Origin of the sequence: Mesorhizobium sp. M8A.F.Ca.ET.165.01.1.1, assembly GCF_004792065.1 — a bacterium.
Classification (GTDB): domain Bacteria; phylum Pseudomonadota; class Alphaproteobacteria; order Rhizobiales; family Rhizobiaceae; genus Mesorhizobium.
Genome location: NZ_SRTH01000006.1, coordinates 98925 through 115194, shown reverse-complemented (window position 1 = coordinate 115194; position 16270 = coordinate 98925). Strand labels below are relative to the sequence as shown.

At 63.3% G+C, this 16270-nt stretch carries 19 protein-coding genes; 9 read left to right on the top strand and 10 right to left on the bottom strand.

Annotated features, from left to right (window positions below; all coding sequences use genetic code 11):
• The first annotated feature begins 6 nt into the window (after positions 1-6).
• Genes EN808_RS18460 through EN808_RS18440 form a run of 5 tightly spaced genes read left to right on the top strand, consistent with a single transcriptional unit; the run spans position 7 to position 2626 of the window.
• Positions 7-303 carry a YciI-like protein gene (locus tag EN808_RS18460; protein WP_127278253.1) on the top strand — a complete coding sequence of 99 codons (297 nt, stop codon included), beginning with the start codon at positions 7-9 and terminating at the stop codon, positions 301-303.
• 17 nt (positions 304-320) lie between these two features.
• Positions 321-746 carry an EVE domain-containing protein gene (locus EN808_RS18455; protein ID WP_127278254.1) on the top strand — a complete coding sequence of 142 codons (426 nt, stop codon included), beginning with the start codon at positions 321-323 and terminating at the stop codon, positions 744-746.
• Positions 701-1426: a methyltransferase gene (locus tag EN808_RS18450; RefSeq protein ID WP_189524134.1), complete on the top strand. Its 726-nt coding sequence runs from the start codon at positions 701-703 to the stop codon at positions 1424-1426. Before EN808_RS18455 ends, EN808_RS18450 begins: the two co-directional genes overlap by 46 nt.
• A 22-nt stretch (positions 1427-1448) precedes the next feature.
• Positions 1449-1865: a DUF1761 domain-containing protein gene (locus tag EN808_RS18445; protein ID WP_127278256.1), complete on the top strand. Its 417-nt coding sequence runs from the start codon at positions 1449-1451 to the stop codon at positions 1863-1865.
• Between the two features lie 17 nt (positions 1866-1882).
• Positions 1883-2626: a glycosyltransferase family 25 protein gene (locus EN808_RS18440; RefSeq protein ID WP_127278257.1), complete on the top strand. Its 744-nt coding sequence runs from the start codon at positions 1883-1885 to the stop codon at positions 2624-2626.
• 25 nt (positions 2627-2651) lie between these two features.
• Here the strand turns inward: EN808_RS18440 and gcvA are convergent, their stop codons facing one another.
• On the bottom strand, positions 2652-3584 hold the full coding sequence (gene gcvA / locus EN808_RS18435; RefSeq protein ID WP_135916578.1) for a transcriptional regulator GcvA: 933 nt from the start codon (positions 3582-3584) through the stop codon (positions 2652-2654).
• Positions 3585-3748: 164 nt separating this feature from the next.
• On the opposite strand from gcvA, the gene EN808_RS18430 reads away from it, so the two are divergent.
• Positions 3749-3991, top strand: coding sequence for a hypothetical protein (locus EN808_RS18430; RefSeq protein ID WP_135916577.1), 243 nt, complete (start codon positions 3749-3751; stop codon positions 3989-3991).
• Positions 3992-4087: 96 nt separating this feature from the next.
• Here the strand turns inward: EN808_RS18430 and EN808_RS18425 are convergent, their stop codons facing one another.
• Entirely contained in the window at positions 4088-4624 is a 537-nt protein-coding gene (locus EN808_RS18425; protein WP_167531445.1) for a L,D-transpeptidase, read from the bottom strand.
• A 144-nt stretch (positions 4625-4768) separates the two neighbouring features.
• Between EN808_RS18425 and EN808_RS18420 the strand changes: the two genes are divergently transcribed.
• On the top strand, positions 4769-5452 hold the full coding sequence (locus EN808_RS18420; protein WP_027145512.1) for a response regulator transcription factor: 684 nt from the start codon (positions 4769-4771) through the stop codon (positions 5450-5452).
• A 122-nt stretch (positions 5453-5574) separates the two neighbouring features.
• The gene (locus tag EN808_RS18415; protein ID WP_127278261.1) at positions 5575-6030 is read left to right on the top strand and encodes a cyclic nucleotide-binding domain-containing protein; all 456 of its coding nucleotides are present in this window, start codon (positions 5575-5577) and stop codon (positions 6028-6030) included.
• A 49-nt stretch (positions 6031-6079) separates the two neighbouring features.
• On the opposite strand, the gene EN808_RS18410 is transcribed toward EN808_RS18415, so the two are convergent.
• The 7 genes from EN808_RS18410 to tesB all read right to left on the bottom strand — a co-directional run bounded on the left by EN808_RS18410 (position 6080) and on the right by tesB (position 14261).
• A complete protein-coding gene (locus EN808_RS18410; RefSeq protein ID WP_135916576.1) occupies positions 6080-6886 on the bottom strand; it encodes an exodeoxyribonuclease III in 807 nt (268 codons plus the stop codon).
• Between the two features lie 73 nt (positions 6887-6959).
• Complete coding sequence (locus EN808_RS18405; RefSeq protein WP_127278263.1) at positions 6960-7640, bottom strand: outer membrane lipoprotein carrier protein LolA; 681 nt, start codon at positions 7638-7640, stop codon at positions 6960-6962.
• A gap of 134 nt (positions 7641-7774) precedes the next feature.
• Positions 7775-10432, bottom strand: a complete 2658-nt coding sequence (locus tag EN808_RS18400) for a DNA translocase FtsK (RefSeq protein ID WP_127872839.1) — start codon at positions 10430-10432, stop codon at positions 7775-7777.
• Between the two features lie 205 nt (positions 10433-10637).
• The gene (locus EN808_RS18395; RefSeq protein ID WP_127280025.1) at positions 10638-10916 is read right to left on the bottom strand and encodes a hypothetical protein; all 279 of its coding nucleotides are present in this window, start codon (positions 10914-10916) and stop codon (positions 10638-10640) included.
• 456 nt (positions 10917-11372) lie between these two features.
• Positions 11373-12728, bottom strand: coding sequence for an ammonium transporter (locus EN808_RS18390; protein WP_127280024.1), 1356 nt, complete (start codon positions 12726-12728; stop codon positions 11373-11375).
• Between the two features lie 31 nt (positions 12729-12759).
• On the bottom strand, positions 12760-13098 hold the full coding sequence (locus EN808_RS18385; RefSeq protein ID WP_127280023.1) for a P-II family nitrogen regulator: 339 nt from the start codon (positions 13096-13098) through the stop codon (positions 12760-12762).
• Positions 13099-13400: 302 nt separating this feature from the next.
• Entirely contained in the window at positions 13401-14261 is an 861-nt protein-coding gene (gene tesB, locus EN808_RS18380) for an acyl-CoA thioesterase II (RefSeq protein WP_023771879.1), read from the bottom strand.
• A 116-nt stretch (positions 14262-14377) separates the two neighbouring features.
• Between tesB and EN808_RS18375 the strand changes: the two genes are divergently transcribed.
• Complete coding sequence (locus EN808_RS18375; protein ID WP_127872838.1) at positions 14378-15637, top strand: ubiquinone biosynthesis hydroxylase; 1260 nt, start codon at positions 14378-14380, stop codon at positions 15635-15637.
• A 60-nt stretch (positions 15638-15697) separates the two neighbouring features.
• Here EN808_RS18375 and EN808_RS18370 read toward each other — a convergent pair whose 3' ends face one another.
• On the bottom strand, positions 15698-16228 hold the full coding sequence (locus tag EN808_RS18370) for a hypothetical protein (RefSeq protein ID WP_135863401.1): 531 nt from the start codon (positions 16226-16228) through the stop codon (positions 15698-15700).
• Between the last annotated feature and the right edge of the window lie 42 nt (positions 16229-16270).

The following is a 16270-nucleotide window of genomic DNA, read 5'->3' as shown; positions in this document are numbered from 1 at the left end:
AAAGACATGCTGTTTGCACTGATTTGCAAGGACAAGCCCGGAAGCCTGCAGGTGCGCGTTGATACGCGGCCCGCGCATGTCGCCTTTCTCGAGGCGCTCAATGGCGAGAAGAAGCTGGCCTTCGCCGGCCCGTTCCTCGATGCTGATGGCAAGCCGAACGGCACGCTCGCCGTGATCGAAGCGCCCGATATGGCCGGAGCGCAGGCGCTGTCGGCCGCCGACCCCTATGCCAAGGCGGGGCTGTTCGAGAGCGTCGAAATCCGCCCGTGGAACTGGGTCTTCAACAAGCCGGCGGCCGGCTAACCGGCAGGAGAACGAAAATGAACTACTGGCTGTTCAAATCCGAACCCTCGGTTTTCTCCTTCGAGGCGTTGAAGGCCAAGGGCAAGGCCGGCACCCAATGGGACGGCGTGCGCAACTACGCCGCCCGCAACAACATGAAGGCCATGCAGATCGGCGATCTCGGCTTCTTCTACCATTCCAACGAGGGGCTGAACGTGGTCGGCATCGCCGAGGTCTGCGCGCTGGCCCATCCCGACACCACATCGGATGATCCGCGCTGGGAGTGTGTCGACATCCGCGCCGTCAGGGACGTGCCGAACCCGCCGACGCTGGAAGACGTCAAGGCCAATCCAAAACTGGCCGAGATGGCGCTGGTGCGGCTCGGACGGCTTTCCGTGCAGCCGGTGACGCCGGCCGAATGGAAGGAAGTCTGCCGCATGGGCGGCCTGACGCCTGCGCCGTGACGGCGCTCACTCCCGACAGCGCCAGGCAGTTCATTCTCGACAACACGGCGCTGATGGCGCCGCCGCATGTACCGGAGATTCTTCTCCACCTCGCCGACGAAGCGCACGATCTTTGGCAGCGGACCGAGGACGAACTGGTCGAGATCGGCCTGCCGCCGCCCTTCTGGGCTTTTGCCTGGGCCGGCGGCCAGGGCCTCGCCCGATATGTCATCGACCATCCCGCCATGGTGCGAGGCAAGCGCGTGCTCGACTTCGCCTCGGGTTCCGGCCTCGTCGCCATCGCCGCCGCGAAGGCCGGTGCGGCGGCCGTGACCGCCGCCGACATCGACCCGTTCTGCGCCACCGCGGTTCGTCTCAACAGCGAGGCCAATGGTGTGCCGATCGAATTCCTCGGCGCGGACTGTATCGGCACCGATGCGGGCTGGGACGTGGTCCTGGCTGGCGACGTCTTCTATGACAAACCCTTCGCCGACCGGCTGATGCCGTGGTTTTCGGCGCTCAAACGGCGTGGCGCCGACATACTGGTCGGCGATCCCGGCCGGTCCTACCTGCCGCGATCGGGGCTGGCGCCGCTTGGCGTCTATCAGGTGCCGGTGACACGGGCGCTCGAGGATGCCGAGGTCAAACGTACGACCGTGTGGCGACTGCTTGACGCCATCGCCGAACAGGCGTTTCCATAAACCGCATCTGGAGGGGGAGCTCATGGATTTTTCAGCAGTGAACTGGATGGCGGTGGTCGCCGCCGCCGTCGTCGCATGGCTGTTCGGCGCCGCCTGGTACATGGCGTTGAGCAAGCCCTGGCTGAAGGCCGCCAAGCTCGATCCGGCGACGATGAAGAAATCGCCGCTGCCCTTCGTCATCTCCTTCATCGCGGAACTGATTATGGCGCTGGTCATGGCCCTGGTCGTCGGCGCGATGACGGGTGGTGAGCCGACCTGGCTGGCGGGGCTGATCTTCGGCTTCGTGCTTTGGCTGGGTTTCGTCGCCACGACGCTGTCGGTCAACCATCGCTACGAGAATTTCGGCTGGGACCTGACCCTCATCGATGGTGGCCATTGGCTCGGCGTGCTGCTGATCATCGGTGTGGTGATCGGCTGGTTCGGCGCCGTCGCGGCCTGAATGGAGCGCTAGTTTTGATGGCGGACGAAACCGGCTTTCCGCGCGACCTGGTGTTCAGCCGGATCTGTCATGTCAAGAATGGCTATGACGACCGGCGCCGGCATATCGTGCGCGAGTTCGAGCGGCGCGGCGTGCCGGTCACCTTCTACACCGACTGGGACCAGCCTGACATCACGCCCGATATCCGGGCCGAACTGGTCGCTCCAGACTTTACACACCCGGCGGCTGTCTCGCTGGCGCTGAAGCATGTCGGCATCTGGCGTGATTTCCTCGAAACCGACCAGCCCTATTGCCTGGTGTTCGAGGATGACGTCTTCCTCGCTCGCGACTTTGTCGCCAAGTTCCGGCAGGGGCTCGCCGAACTCGGCGATCCCAACCGCAAGGCCGTCATCTATCTCGGCAATGGAAGCAACTACTACACGCCGAGCTGGAAATTGCGCAAAGGCCAGAAGCTTTACCCGGCGCTCCATGCCCGCTGCGCCGATTCCTACCTGATCACCCGGCCGGTCGCCGAAGCCCGTTGCAACTGGATTGCGCAAAACAAGATATACACGGCCATCGACCACCAGATCGAACAGATGGACGAGAAGCTCGGTGTTGAAATGCTGTGGTTCGAGCGGCCGATCGTCGAGCAGGGCAGCGAGAACGGCGCTTTCCAAACGTCCGTCGCCGGCAAGAGACAGCCGCTTCTCTACAAGAAGCTGAAATGGAACGTGAAAAAGTACCGGCGCATGATCTTCGGCCACAACGCCCGGTCCTAAGGAAGGCCGAACCTCGCGAAGCCGCCTACAGCTTGTCCGCGCTGCGCGTCCTCGCCACCTCCTCCAGAATCCATTCGCGGAAGGCGACGATACGGGGATCCTCGGCTGTCGCCTGCGGATAGACAAGGAAATAGGCGAATTCCGGCGCAACCCTGATGCTGAGCTCGAAGGGCCGCACCAGCCGGCCCTCGGACAAGTCGTTTGCCACCATGGCGAAATCGGCGAGCGCGACGGCATTGCCGTCGAGCGCTGCCTGGACGGCATCCGTGGACGTGCCGAAGACGACGGTGCGGCTGTCGTCGAAATCGTTGATGCCGGCCGCCGCCATCCACATGCGCCAGTTCGGCCATGTCACGCCCTGGCGGGCCCATTCGATGTGGGCAAGCGTGTGGTTGAACAGGTCGCGCGGCTCGCGCAGGGGCGGCCCGGATGCCAGGAGGCCCGGACTGCACACGGGAATGATGATGTTGTCGAACAGGCGATGCGCGCAGAGCCCCGGATATTTGCCGGCGCCGAAGCGGATGCCGACATCGACGTCGTCGAGATCGAAATCGCGCAAGCCGTAGGCGATGTCGAACCTGAGCTCGATGCCCGGCCGCTGTTTGCGGAAATTCTCGACGCGCCGCATCAGCCATTTCGCCGCGAACTGCGCGTCCAGCGTCACCTTCAGGAATTCGGTGCCGCGCGCCATCTTGCGCGCCCGCATCACGGCACGGCCAAGCAGGTCGAGCGTGTCGGTTGCCGCCTCGTACAGCACCGTGCCCGCTTCCGTCAGCCGGATGGTGCGACTGGTGCGGGTGAACAGCACGATGCCGAGCTGATCCTCGATTTCCTTGATCTGATGGCTGACGGCGGCGGGCGTCAGGCCGAGCTCGTCGGCGGCGCGGGTGAAATTGAGGTGCCGGGCCGCCGCCTCCAGCGTTCTCAGCGCCCGCGTTCCCGGCAACAGGGCCGCCATCAGCGCCCGGCCCGATCGAAGCGATCCATGAAGCCTCAATCCTCAAATAAAACTTGATGATGAGAAAAGAACTACTCGTTTCTCGTTTGTTTTTCAATCCGGCAGATTGCAGCATCAAAACACCATCAAACCGGATTTGATGTCCGGAGTATAGGAATCCCATCATGTCTCACATCGTTCTTCACCCAGCATACATCGCCCGGCCAAGCTGGCTGTCGGCTGTCCGTGACTGGCTGCGGCAGGCCAGGGTCGCGATCAATCTTGCCCACCAGGACGTCGAGGATCTGTCCGATCGCCAGTTGCGCGATATCGGTGCCGCCCGCAAGGACATCGCGAAGGCCATGGACCGTGAGACCGGCCGGCTGGGCCTTCTCGACATCGGCTGGCAGCGGAATAGGAAGAGGTAGGAAGTAGGGAGTAGGGAGCAGGGAGCAGGGAGCAGGGCAGATGATGCGGCCTGGGCGTGCCTGCTCCTACTGAAGACTTTCCCTATTCCCTATTCCTCACCTCACCACCCTCACCACCGTCCGGTCCGACAGCAGCGGCAAAAGCCGCGCCATCGTGCGCGCGGTCACCGCCACGCAACCTTCCGTCGGCGTAAAGCCGGGGCGCGCCAGGTGGAAGAAGATGGCGCTGCCGCGCCCGCGGCGGCGCGGCGCGATATTCCAGTCGAGCACCAGGCAGGCGTCATAGAGCCGGTCGTCGCGCCGCATGCGTTCGTGGCTGGCGCCATAGGGAATCCTGACCGGCCTGTTATAGTTGCGGTCGTCTGGTACCTCGCACCAGCCGAGATCCGGCCCGATCGGCGCCATAGCCAGCCGCGTCTTGCGGCCGGCGGCAAACTGATCCCCCCGAAAATAGCCCGCCAGGATGCGCATCGAAGCGAGCGGCGTGGCGCCGTCGCCTTCCCGCTTGCCGGACGAGATGCCGCCGCGCCCGAGCGCGCACGCAAACACCGTTTTGCCGGCCTGCAGCAGGCCTTGGCTTGGGTGGCCGGGCCTCGCCCGCACGGTCAGTACGGGCAGCCCTTTTGCCAAAATTGCGCCGGCTGCATTGCGATCGCGTTTTTTCTTGTATGATCGTGCCACGGAACAAATCACTGTGATCGGCTATTGTGCCGGCCAGCTTCCGCATAAATACGCAGCGGTCAACTGAATTCACTTTTCAAAACAACGGATTGATCCATGACCTCACGTACCATCCTGATCGTCGACGACGATGACGACCTGCGCGGCACATTGGTCGAGCAACTGTCCCTCTACGAGGAATTCGACGTGCTGCAGGAATCCACTGCGGCAAAAGGCGTCACCGCTGCGCGCGGCGGGCTCATCGATCTGCTCATCATGGATGTCGGCTTGCCCGACATGGATGGCAGGGAAGCGGTGAAGATCCTGCGCAAGGGCGGCTACAAGGCGCCCATCATCATGCTGACCGGCCACGACACCGATTCGGACACGATTCTGGGCCTCGAGGCCGGCGCCAACGACTATGTGACCAAGCCGTTCCGCTTCGCGGTGCTGCTTGCCCGTATCCGGGCGCAGTTGCGCCAGCACGAGCAGAGCGAGGACGCGACCTTCTCGGTCGGCCCCTACACCTTCAAGCCCAGCCAGAAACTGCTCATTGACCCGCGCGGCGGCAAGGTGCGGCTGACGGAAAAGGAGGCCTCGATCATCAAATATCTCTATCGCGCCGACCAGAAGGTGGTAACGCGTGACGTGCTGCTGGAGGAAGTGTGGGGATACAATTCCGGCGTCACCACGCACACGCTGGAAACCCATGTCTACCGTCTGCGCCAGAAGATCGAGCGTGATCCTTCCAATGCCGAAATTCTTGTGACAGAAAGCGGCGGCTACAAGCTGGTTCCTTAAACATTTCACTATCCAATGAGCGGTCTGGACGGGGCCGTTTTCGGGTACGATCCTGTTGGAGGGGGATTCAGGAAGCGTACCGCAGAGGAGGGATTGGACTGACCGTTCGGGGACACAGCTAGATGGCGCTGGATGACGACATCCGCATCCTGTCCGCCGTGAGGCTTTTCGAGGGCTTCACGCAGGAACAGCTGCGCCTGCTCGCCTTCGGTGCCGAGACCACTTTGGTGCAGGCGGACCACAAGCTTTATCGCGAGGACGACGTGGCCGACTCGGCCTATGTCGTGGTCAGCGGGCTCATCGTGCTCTATCGCGAGCAAGATGGCGAGCGCATCCCGATTGGAAAAGTCGGCCCCGGCACGATGCTCAGCGAACTGGCGCTGATCGCCGACACCAACCGGCTGACCAGCGCCTCGGCCGAAATCGACTCGGAAGTGATAAGGCTGAGCCGCAAGATGTTCCGGCGCATCCTCGAGGAGTATCCGGAATTGGCGGTGAAACTGCACCAGCGCATCTCCGAGGAATTCCACGACATGATCCGCCGCATCGAGGAACTGGCCCCGCGCTTTTCGGGTTGAGGCACAACCAGCGGAACCACACTACATTCGTCGCGAAACCTACGTGGCACTAATCCAGATCAAACCTGGCGATGACCGGCACATGGTCCGAAGGCCGGTCCCAGCCACGTGCCTGCCGGAGGATCTCATAGCCGGCAAAATCAGGCACCAGGTTTGGCGACGACCAGACATGGTCGAGCCGTCGGCCGCGATTGGACGCCTCCCAATCCTGCGCACGATAGCTCCACCAGGTGTAAAGCTTCTGTTCCGAAGGCACGTTGAGCCGCATCAGGTCGACCCAGCCGCCGGCCAGCCGCATCGCCTCGAAGTTTTCGGTCTCGACCGGCGTGTGGCTGACCACGTTGAGCAATTGCTTGTGCGACCAGACATCATGCTCCAGCGGCGCGATATTGAGGTCTCCGACCAGCACCGAGGCCGACACCTCGTCATGCTCGGCCCGGATGGCATTCATCTCGGCGACGAAATCGAGCTTGTGCCTGAACTTCCTGTTGATCTCGGGATCCGGTTCGTCGCCGCCCGCGGGAACGTAGAAATTGTGCAGCAGGATTGTCTTGCCGCCGGCCCGCACCGTCACCGACAGATGCCGGCTGTCCTCGATATCGCAGAAGCGGCGCCTTTCGACGACCTCGATCGGCCGCCGCGCCACCGTCGCCACGCCGTGATAGCCCTTCTGGCCATGGAATGCGATGTAGGGATAGCCGACCCTGCGAAAGGCTTTTTCGGGAAAGAGCTCGTCCGGGACCTTGGTTTCCTGCAGGCAAAGCACATCGGGCGCATACTCATCGAGCAGGCGTTCGATGATCGGCATGCGCAGGCGCACGGAGTTGATGTTCCAGGTCGCGATCGAAAAGGGCATGCGGCAAGGTCCGGCGAGAGATCGCCGAACTACTGCCAGCCGCACGCCGGAAAGACAAGCGAGGCGACGAAACCTACCTGGTTTTCGTGTTCAGCTCGCGATTGGCCGTATAGTCGATGGCGAAGGTGTCCGGCGCGAAACTGACGCCTTCCTTGGTGTTGAAGATCATCACCGTCGTGTCCTTGCCCTGCGCGTCGGTAATCGTCCACTGCCGCAGGTCGTAGGTTTTCGGGTCGAACATCATGGTGATTCGCGCATTGCCGAAAACCGACCTGTCGGAGAGTTGGATGGTGGTGAGGTCGTCCTCTTCCTTGACGCTCTTGACGCGGTCGCCGGAGAGGTCGATGCGGTCGTCGAGCAGCAGCTTCAGCGGCGTCTTTGATAGCGGATAAAGGTCCGACGTGTTCAGTTTCTTGTTGAGGATGGCAACTGATCTGCCGTCGGAAATCACCCGGAAATTCGAAGCTCCGTCATAATTGAAGCGGATCTTGCCCGGCCGTTCCAGGAAGAATTTGCCGCCGGTCTGCTCGCCTTTGGGGCCGAACTGGACGAATTCGCCGCTCATCGATTTGACCGCTGAGAAATGGTCGGCGATCTTTTGCGCCGCCGGAGGCGCGGCCGCCTGCGCCGAGGCCAGCAGCTCGAATCCGGGCACCACGTTGAGGGCGGCGGCACCGGCGAACACAAGACCGAGGCCAAGCAACTGGCGGCGTGTCGGGGCAAGATCGCTGAGCGCTGAAAGATCGTTTTTCATATCGGTCACTCTCGTTTGATTCCTGATTTGGTCGCTGTCGTGAACCCCCAGTTGGGCTGAAGTTTGGCGAGGCGATCGCTGCTCAATCGCCTGAACGCGCCAGCAGGTTCAAAGTTGCCGCGAACTCCCACCAGCTAGAATTTGTCGTCTTCGGTCGGCACCAGGATTTCGCGTTTTCCGGCATGGTTGGCCGGGCCGACAATGCCTTCCTTTTCCATCTTCTCGATGATCGAGGCGGCCCTGTTATAGCCGATGCCCAGACGCCGCTGGATGTAGCTGGTCGAGGCCTTGCCGTCGCGCAGCACCACCGAGACCGCTTGATCGTAGGGATCGTCGGAATCCTCGAAATTGCCACCGCTTCCGCCACCGGAACCGCCCTTTCCGGACGGCTCGTCGTCGTCCTCGCCGTCATCCTCGGTGATGGCGTCGAGATATTCCGGCACGCCCTGCAGCTTCAGGTGCCCGACGATCTTCTCGACCTCGTCATCGGAGACGAACGGCCCGTGCACGCGCTGGATGCGGCCGCCGCCGGCCATGTAGAGCATGTCGCCCATGCCAAGCAGCTGCTCGGCGCCCTGCTCGCCCAAAATGGTGCGACTGTCGATCTTCGACGTCACCTGGAAGGAGATGCGGGTCGGGAAATTGGCCTTGATGGTGCCGGTGATGACATCGACCGAGGGACGTTGCGTCGCCATGATGACATGGATGCCGGCGGCGCGCGCCATCTGCGCCAGGCGCTGGACGGCGCCTTCGATGTCCTTGCCGGCGACCATCATCAGGTCGGCCATTTCGTCGATGATGACAACGATATAGGGCATCGGCTCGAGATCGAGATTCTCGGTCTCGTAGATCGCCTCGCCGGTCTGGCGGTCGAAGCCGGTCTGTACGGTGCGCGAGATCTTTTCGCCCTTCTTCTCGGCCTGTTGGACGCGGGCGTTGAAACCGTCGATGTTGCGCACGCCGACCTTGGACATCTTGCGGTAGCGGTCCTCCATCTCGCGCACGGTCCATTTCAGCGCCACCACGGCCTTCTTCGGATCGGTCACGACCGGCGTCAAAAGATGCGGAATGCCGTCATAGACGGAGAGTTCGAGCATCTTCGGATCGATCATGATCAGCCGGCATTCCTGCGGCGTGAGCCGGTAGAGCAGCGACAGGATCATCGTGTTGATGGCGACCGACTTGCCCGAACCGGTGGTGCCGGCGACCAGCACGTGCGGCATCTTGGCGATGTCGACGATGACGGCCTCGCCGTTGATGGTCTTGCCCAGCGCCAACGCCAGCTTGGCCTTGGTCGTCTCGAAATCGCGGCTGGCCATGATCTCCCTGAGATAAACCGTCTCGCGCTTGGCGTTTGGCAGCTCGATGCCGATGGCGTTGCGGCCGGGTACGACGGCGACGCGGCAGGCGATCGCGCTCATCGAGCGGGCGATGTCGTCGGAGAGGCCGATGACGCGCGACGACTTGATGCCCGGCGCGGGTTCGAGCTCATAAAGGGTGACGACCGGACCCGGGCGAACGGCGATGATCTCGCCCTTGACGCCGAAATCCTCCAGCACGCCTTCGAGCAGGCGCGCGTTCTGTTCCAGCGCGTCCTTGGAAAGACTTGGGTCGCGCGCGACGTTCTTGGGTTCGGACAGGAAATGCAGCGACGGCATTTCGAACGTGTCCGAACCGATCAGCGAGGTCTGCGCCTCGCGCTGGACGCGGGCGCCAGGCACGGGTCGCGCCGCCGGCGCCTCGACCCGGGTGGCGGCATCGGAACGGAATTGCTGGACCTTGGCAGTGGGGGCACGCCGCTGGGCGACCGGCTCGTCGTCGAAATCCATGTCCTCGTCGTCGCGGCCGAAGACATCGTCGTCGGCCGGATCGACGGAGACGCCGCGGTCGTTCACCATGGCGGCGAAGAATTCCGGTTCGACACGGGCGCGGCCGTCCTGGCTCATGCGGGATTCGGCGAACTCGGCCGACTCGACCCGTTCGGCGGCACGTCGCCAAGCACTGGCGCGTGGCTCCATCTCCGGCTCGAACTCATCGCGCTCCTGCCTGCGGCGCACCGCGCGGCGATGCATCCACGCGCGCAACGACAGCCACCAATGGGTGATGGCGCCGAGCGCCAATATGCCCTCGTCACCCTCGTCCTCGTCATTGTCGAAGAGAAGCTCGTCCTCGCGCGGGTCCGCCGCGGCCGGTTCTTCCATCACGGCGAAGCCGTTCTTGCGCCCGATCAGCGCCGCGCCATAGGCGAACAGCCAGAGCGCCGGTGCAGCCAGCAATATGGCGAGCACGCTGGCGACCAGTCCGGTCGGATAGCCGCCGATGAGGACGCCGGGAATCTTGAGCACCATGTCGCCGAAGACGCCGCCGAGGCCGGTAGGCAGCGGCCAGGTCTTGGGCGGAACCACGCAGCCCGCGATCGCGGCGGCGAGCAGCGCAAAACCGAACCAGAACAGCCCGCGCTTGGGCAGCCGGTCGACGCCGCGCGCCGAAAACAGCAGATAGCCCCAGACGACGGCCGGAACCAGCGCGGCAACCGCGGCAAGGCCGAAGAACTGCATCGCAAGGTCGGAGAAGACCGCGCCGGCATAGCCCATGGCGTTGGTGACGGTGTTGGCGGTGGCGTGCGAGAAGCTCGGGTCGGCGACGTTCCAGGTCGCGAGGCTTGCGACGGCGAAGGCGGTGAACGCGAACAGGCCGGCGCCGACCAGCCGGCCGACCTGGCGCCGCGCGAATGCCTGGATGCCGCCCCCGGTATCGGTCAGCGCGAGCGGTGCTGAAGCCCCTGAACGCATGCTCTTCCCCGTCTTGATTGCCTGGCCCGAGCGCATGACGCACTCCGGCAGATTCGGATGCCAGACTAGGCGTGGGAAGGTTAAGGGCGCATTAACTATAAGGCTGCGGCGATCGTCCTTTCGACATCGACACCTCCAGCGCTCGCGTCACATGAAAATGGCGGGCGCTTCGGCCCGCCATCCATTGGTCGGGTCGGCCGTGCGTTTACTTGTTGGCGCCGCCGAGCATCTTCACATTGGCGCAGAACTCGGCGTGCGGCTTGCTCATCGCCGCGTCCTGGCATTCCTTCATCATGGCGTCCTGCTTCTCCTTCGGCATGGCCATGAAAGCTGCCTTGAATTCCTCCATCGGCTTCATGGTTTTCATGCTGGAATCGGTGAAGAACGGCGCCATGTTGTCCGGCTCGTCCAGTGCGCCGGCAAATGCAAAGCCGCTGACCATGGAAAGCGCGAGTGCCCCGAGGCAGATATCCTTGAGGTTCATGAGCAAATTCCTTCCCTATGTTTCGAAACACGAGCGTCAGAACGACGGGCGCCTCCACAGTTCGGAGACAGGGCGGTCGATGTTTCCTCGAAAATCTCCTTCACGCGAACGTGATTGCGCGAAGTTGATCTCCACCAGAAAGAAGAATTTGCCAAAAAAAGAGGCCCGGAGCGATCCGGGCCTCAAGGCGTGAGTCCCTTTCGAGGACGTCACGACGGGATGCTTTTCAAAGCAATTCCAGGAAAAGTGCTTTTGCGGTTTTCCGTCCGGAATTGCGTAAAAACAAAGAACGCGAGCAATTCCAGGAAAAGTGCTTTCGCGGTTTTCCGTCCGGAATTGCGTAAAAACAAAGAACTCCAGCAATTCCAGGAAAAGTGCCTTTGCGGTTTTCCGGAAGTGCTTGGAGGTATGGGGCCGGCGGGAGGAGGGTTCCGCCGGCCCCGTGGCAAGGATGCCTTACGGCACCACTTCGCCATGCTGGGAAATGTCGAGGCCTTCGACCTCTTCCTGGGTCGTGGGACGCAGGCCGACCAGCGCCTTGACGACGTAGAGGATGACGAAGGTGGCAACCGCCGTCCAAATAATGGTGACGGCGACACCGTAGATCTGCTTGCCGAGCGAAGCGCCCGACGAGAGGCTGTTGATCGCCGGGTCGGCGAGCACGCCGGTCAGCAAGGCGCCGATCACGCCGCCGACGCCATGCACGCCGAAGGCATCGAGCGAGTCGTCATAGCCGAACATGTGCTTCACCTTGACCGCCGAGAGGTAGCAGACGACGCCGGCGACGATGCCGACGATGAAGGCGCCGGTCGGATTGACGAAACCGGAAGCCGGCGTCACCGCGACGAGGCCGGCCACGGCGCCCGAGATGATGCCGAGCACGGAAGGCTTCTTGGCGATGATCCATTCGGCGAACATCCAGGCCAGAGCCGCGGCGGCTGTGGCGACCTGGGTGTTGAGCATGGCGGCACCGGCAAGGCCGTCGGCCGCCAGTTCCGAACCGGCGTTGAAGCCGAACCAGCCGACCCACAGCAGCGATGCGCCGATGACCGAATAGACAAGGTTGTGCGGTGCCATGTTGGTGGTGCCATAGCCTTCGCGCTTGCCGAGCACCAGCGCGCAGACGAGGCCCGCTACACCGGCATTGATGTGGACGACCGTGCCGCCGGCGAAGTCGAGAACGCCAGCCGTACCGAGGAAGCCGCCACCCCAGACCCAATGCGCGATCGGCACGTAGACGACCAGCAGCCACAGCGCCATGAAGATCAGCAGTGCCGAGAACTTGAAGCGTTCGGCGAAGGCGCCGGCAATCAGCGCCGGCGTGATGATGGCGAAGGTCATCTGGAACATCGAGAAGACGAATTCAGGGATGTTGGCCACACCCGGCAGCCACAGGCTCGCGGTGGTGATGCCGTGGTGGAAGAATTTCGAGGTGCCGCCGAGATAGGCATTCATGCCGCCGCCGTCGGAGAAGGCCAGCGAATAGCCGAACATGAACCACAGCACCGTCACCAGGCAGGTGATGGCGAAGCTCTGCATGATGGTGGCAAGCACGTTCTTCTTGCGCACCATGCCGCCGTAGAACAGCGCCAGGCCCGGGATGGTCATCATCAGCACCAGCGCCGTCGAGGTCAGCATCCAGGCGGTGTTGCCGGTATCGAGCACCGGGGTCGGAGCGGCAGCCGGCGCGGCAGCCGCCGCAGCGGGTGCGGCTTCCTGCGCGAAGGCGGCGACGCTGCCCAACGCTGCGAGAGCGAGCGAGCCCAGCAGGGCCGCCCGTCCCGTCGTCTTCAAGGTGGAAGGAATATTCATTGAACTCTCCATTGGAATACGTGTTCGCCGCTCAGAGTGCGTCGGTGTCTGTTTCGCCGGTGCGGATGCGCACGGCCTGGTCGATGCCGAAAACGAAGATCTTGCCGTCGCCGATCTGACCGGTCTTGGCTGCGGCGGTGATGGCTTCGACGGCCTTGTCGACCATGTCGGCCGCGACCGCGACTTCGATCTTGATCTTCGGCAGGAAGGAGACCGCGTATTCCGCCCCGCGATAGATTTCCGTATGTCCCTTCTGACGCCCGTAGCCTTTGACTTCGGTGACGGTCAGGCCCTGGATGCCGACGGCGGTGAGCGCCTCGCGCACCTCGTCCAGCTTGAACGGCTTGATGATTGCCATCACGATTTTCATAAGGTTTCACCCTTTGCTGTTGCGGTCCCCCGCGTTTGCACACCTTCACCGATCCCGAGGAGCCGGAGAGTGCCCCCAAGGATTCAAGCTCCGTGCCAAGTGCCGAAGCAGGGTATTAACCTGTTGTAAACAAAGGGAATGGAGTGGCCGGAACCGGCAGGTGCTGGCGCCTGCGGTGCATCATATGCTCAAAAATTATGCAATTTTTCGAAATTGCCTATTTTGCCGGCTTTGGGAGTGACCCCGAAAAGGCGAGGCTGGGTTTCGGAAAAGATCATGCTCAAACAAGACCCGCAAAGTGCTCAACGCTTGAGCCGGATCAGGCCTTCCTGTGCCATCGAGGCAATCAGCGTGCCGTCACGGGCATAGAGCGTGCCGCGGCTGAAACCGCGCGATCCCGAGCTCGAGGGACTGTCCTGTGCATAGAGCAGCCAGCCATCGAGCGAATGCGGCCGGTGGAACCACATCGAATGGTCGAGGCTGGCGGCCTGGATGTCGGGATCGAACAGGCCGCGCCCATGCGCGAAGGTCGAGGTGTCGAGCAGCGTCATGTCGGAGAGATAGGCGAGCAGCACCGACTGCAGCGCGCGGTCGTCGGGGACCGGACCGGCAAGGCGGATCCAGACATTCTGCCGGGGCGGCAGCTTGTCGCGGCTTTCATAGTGCTGGAGATTGACGGGTCTCAGTTCCAGCGGCCGCTCGCGCGCCCAGAAACGGCGCACCGCTTCCGGCACCCGGTCGGCAGTTTCGAGCAGCTGGCGCTGCGTCTTCAGCCCTTCCGGCGGCGGCACGTCGTCGGGCAGCGCGAACTGATGCTCGAGCCCTTTCTCGTCGACCTGGAACGAAGCCTCCAGCGAAAAGATCGCCTGTCCGTGCTGGATCGCCAGCACGCGCCGCGTGGTGAAGGAACCGCCGTCGCGGATGCGGTCGACCTCGTAGATGATCGGCACCTTGATGTCGCCCGGGCGCATGAAATAGCCGTGCAGCGAATGCACGAAACGGTCCGGCTCCACCGTGCGCTGCGCCGCCACCAGCGCCTGGGCGATGGTCTGGCCGCCGAACACGCGCTGCCACTCCACCTGGGGGCTGCGACCACGATACAGATTGTGTTCCAGCCTCTCGAGGTCGAGAATGCGCAGAAGCTCGTCGATCGCCGCCGTCATGTTTTGTGACCTCGCCGCAAAATTGCTATGGCGGTTTCCGACAGGAAGAACGAGCCGTCAAGGGCGCGAGCCCCCGGGCGGCGCGCAAAGGGTCGCCGAGAGAAGGAGCCAGGACAATGGAAGGCAAGGCCGACGCCAAGACCAGATCCGGGCTCGATGTTCTCGTCGCCGGTGCCGGCTATGTCGGCCTGGCCGCCGCCGTCTCGCTGAAGCAGGCACGGCCGGGCCTCGCCGTGGCGCTGGTCGATGCGGCGCCCGCCGGATCCTGGCAAAGGGATGGCCGCGCCTCGGCCATCGCCGCGGCCGCGTGCCGCATGCTCGACCAGCTCGGCGTCTGGGCCGAAATCGCGCCGAGGGCGCAAGCGATCACCGAGATGATCATCACCGATTCACGCAGCGCCGATCCGGTGCGCCCGGTTTTCCTGACCTTCGGCGGCGAGGTGGCGCCGGGCGAACCCTTCGCGCACATGGTCGCCAACCGGGCGTTGAACGGCGCCTTGCGGGCCAAAGCCGAAAAGCTCGGCATCGACATCATCGAAGGCGTGGCGGTGCAAGGTTTTGAGACCAATGGCGCCGGCATCACGGTGCACCTGGCCGACGGCGCCACGTTGACGGCGCGGCTGCTGGTTGCCGCCGACGGTGTCAATTCGAAACTGCGCGACATGGCCGGCATCAAGACGGTCAAGTGGGAATACGGCCAGTCCGGCATCGTCTGCACCGTCGCTCACGAGCGGCCGCACAATGGTCGCGCCGAAGAGCATTTCCTGCCCGCCGGCCCCTTCGCCACGCTGCCGCTGAAACCCGACGAGGACGGCACCAACCGTTCATCGATCGTCTGGGTCGAACGGACTGAAGACGCCAAAATGCTCGTGGAAGGCGACGATCTCGTCTTCGAGCATGAACTCGAACAGCGCTTCGGCCTCAAGCTGGGAGAAATCCGCGTCGCCGACAAGCCGCGCGCCTGGCCGCTCGGCCTCACCATCGCGCGCGCCTTCGTCGCGCCGCGCATCGCACTTGCCGGCGACGCCGCGCACGGCATCCATCCGATCGCCGGCCAAGGCCTCAATCTCGGCTTCAAGGATGTAGCCGCACTTGCCGAGGTGATCGTCGAGGCCGACCGGCTCGGCCAGGACATCGGCGCGCTCGACGTGCTGGAGCGCTACCAGCAATGGCGCCGTTTCGACACGGTGCAGATGGGCATCACGACGGATGTGCTGAACCGGTTGTTTTCCAACGACATCACCCCGCTGCGCACCGTCCGCGACATCGGCCTCGGCCTCGTCGAACGCATGCCACGGCTGAAGGAGTTCTTCATCCGCCAGGCATCGGGCCTTTCCGCCGGCACGCCAAGGCTGCTGAAGGGCGAGGCGATCTGAACCTGCCCAGCTTCGTCATCAATCACCAAGGTCTGCGAACTGCCGATGGACCCAAGGGTCCTAGTTCACTTCAAAACCGAGCTTCTGGCGCAGTCGCAGCATGCGCTGGTCCGGTATCTTCAGGCTCCGCTCTCCGCCCTGAGCAACCCGGTTCAGCATCTGCAGCAGATCGTCCCGTTCGCTCGGGTCGAGGCGCTCGCGCAAGAAGGGTGCTAGCTTGTCGATGACAATGGTGGTGTCGTCTATTTGCGAGGCAGCCCACTTGGCATAGACAACCGCCTCGTCGGTCTTCTTCTGGCCGGCCGCGATCTGCGAAATCACCTCGCGAATGACGGCCTCGCGCTGCGGCAGAACCGGGCCATCTTCCGAAACTATCGCGGTGATCAGCGTCGCGGCGGCCACAACCGGATCGTCGATCGCCGTCAGCGGCGAGAGCGCGGCCTGCTTGCGCAGTTTCTTGCGCCTGATGTTGCCTTGCACGCGCCCGACGACGTCGGCGACCTCGCGCGCGGCGTCGTTCATCGCCTTCATCCGGTACCACCAGAACGCCGCCGCGCCGAGCACGCCAAGGACAGCAATCAGGAAAGGCATGTCCAAATCCCCCGAAAATCCCGGCGACGATAGGAGAACTGT

What these genes read in the sequence shown, in the direction of transcription:
- EN808_RS18460 (WP_127278253.1), top strand. Translation starts at nt 7, where the DNA reads ATGCTGTTTGCACTGATTTGCAAGGACAAGCCCGGAAGCCTGCAGGTG.
- EN808_RS18455 (WP_127278254.1), top strand. Translation starts at nt 321, where the DNA reads ATGAACTACTGGCTGTTCAAATCCGAACCCTCGGTTTTCTCCTTCGAG.
- EN808_RS18450 (WP_189524134.1), top strand. Translation starts at nt 701, where the DNA reads ATGGAAGGAAGTCTGCCGCATGGGCGGCCTGACGCCTGCGCCGTGACG.
- EN808_RS18445 (WP_127278256.1), top strand. Translation starts at nt 1,449, where the DNA reads ATGGATTTTTCAGCAGTGAACTGGATGGCGGTGGTCGCCGCCGCCGTC.
- EN808_RS18440 (WP_127278257.1), top strand. Translation starts at nt 1,883, where the DNA reads ATGGCGGACGAAACCGGCTTTCCGCGCGACCTGGTGTTCAGCCGGATC.
- gcvA (WP_135916578.1), bottom strand. Translation starts at nt 3,584, where the DNA reads ATGGCGGCCCTGTTGCCGGGAACGCGGGCGCTGAGAACGCTGGAGGCG.
- EN808_RS18430 (WP_135916577.1), top strand. Translation starts at nt 3,749, where the DNA reads ATGTCTCACATCGTTCTTCACCCAGCATACATCGCCCGGCCAAGCTGG.
- EN808_RS18420 (WP_027145512.1), top strand. Translation starts at nt 4,769, where the DNA reads ATGACCTCACGTACCATCCTGATCGTCGACGACGATGACGACCTGCGC.
- EN808_RS18415 (WP_127278261.1), top strand. Translation starts at nt 5,575, where the DNA reads ATGGCGCTGGATGACGACATCCGCATCCTGTCCGCCGTGAGGCTTTTC.
- EN808_RS18410 (WP_135916576.1), bottom strand. Translation starts at nt 6,886, where the DNA reads ATGCCCTTTTCGATCGCGACCTGGAACATCAACTCCGTGCGCCTGCGC.
- EN808_RS18405 (WP_127278263.1), bottom strand. Translation starts at nt 7,640, where the DNA reads ATGAAAAACGATCTTTCAGCGCTCAGCGATCTTGCCCCGACACGCCGC.
- EN808_RS18400 (WP_127872839.1), bottom strand. Translation starts at nt 10,432, where the DNA reads ATGCGTTCAGGGGCTTCAGCACCGCTCGCGCTGACCGATACCGGGGGC.
- EN808_RS18395 (WP_127280025.1), bottom strand. Translation starts at nt 10,916, where the DNA reads ATGAACCTCAAGGATATCTGCCTCGGGGCACTCGCGCTTTCCATGGTC.
- EN808_RS18390 (WP_127280024.1), bottom strand. Translation starts at nt 12,728, where the DNA reads ATGAATATTCCTTCCACCTTGAAGACGACGGGACGGGCGGCCCTGCTG.
- EN808_RS18385 (WP_127280023.1), bottom strand. Translation starts at nt 13,098, where the DNA reads ATGAAAATCGTGATGGCAATCATCAAGCCGTTCAAGCTGGACGAGGTG.
- tesB (WP_023771879.1), bottom strand. Translation starts at nt 14,261, where the DNA reads ATGACGGCGGCGATCGACGAGCTTCTGCGCATTCTCGACCTCGAGAGG.
- EN808_RS18375 (WP_127872838.1), top strand. Translation starts at nt 14,378, where the DNA reads ATGGAAGGCAAGGCCGACGCCAAGACCAGATCCGGGCTCGATGTTCTC.
- EN808_RS18370 (WP_135863401.1), bottom strand. Translation starts at nt 16,228, where the DNA reads ATGCCTTTCCTGATTGCTGTCCTTGGCGTGCTCGGCGCGGCGGCGTTC.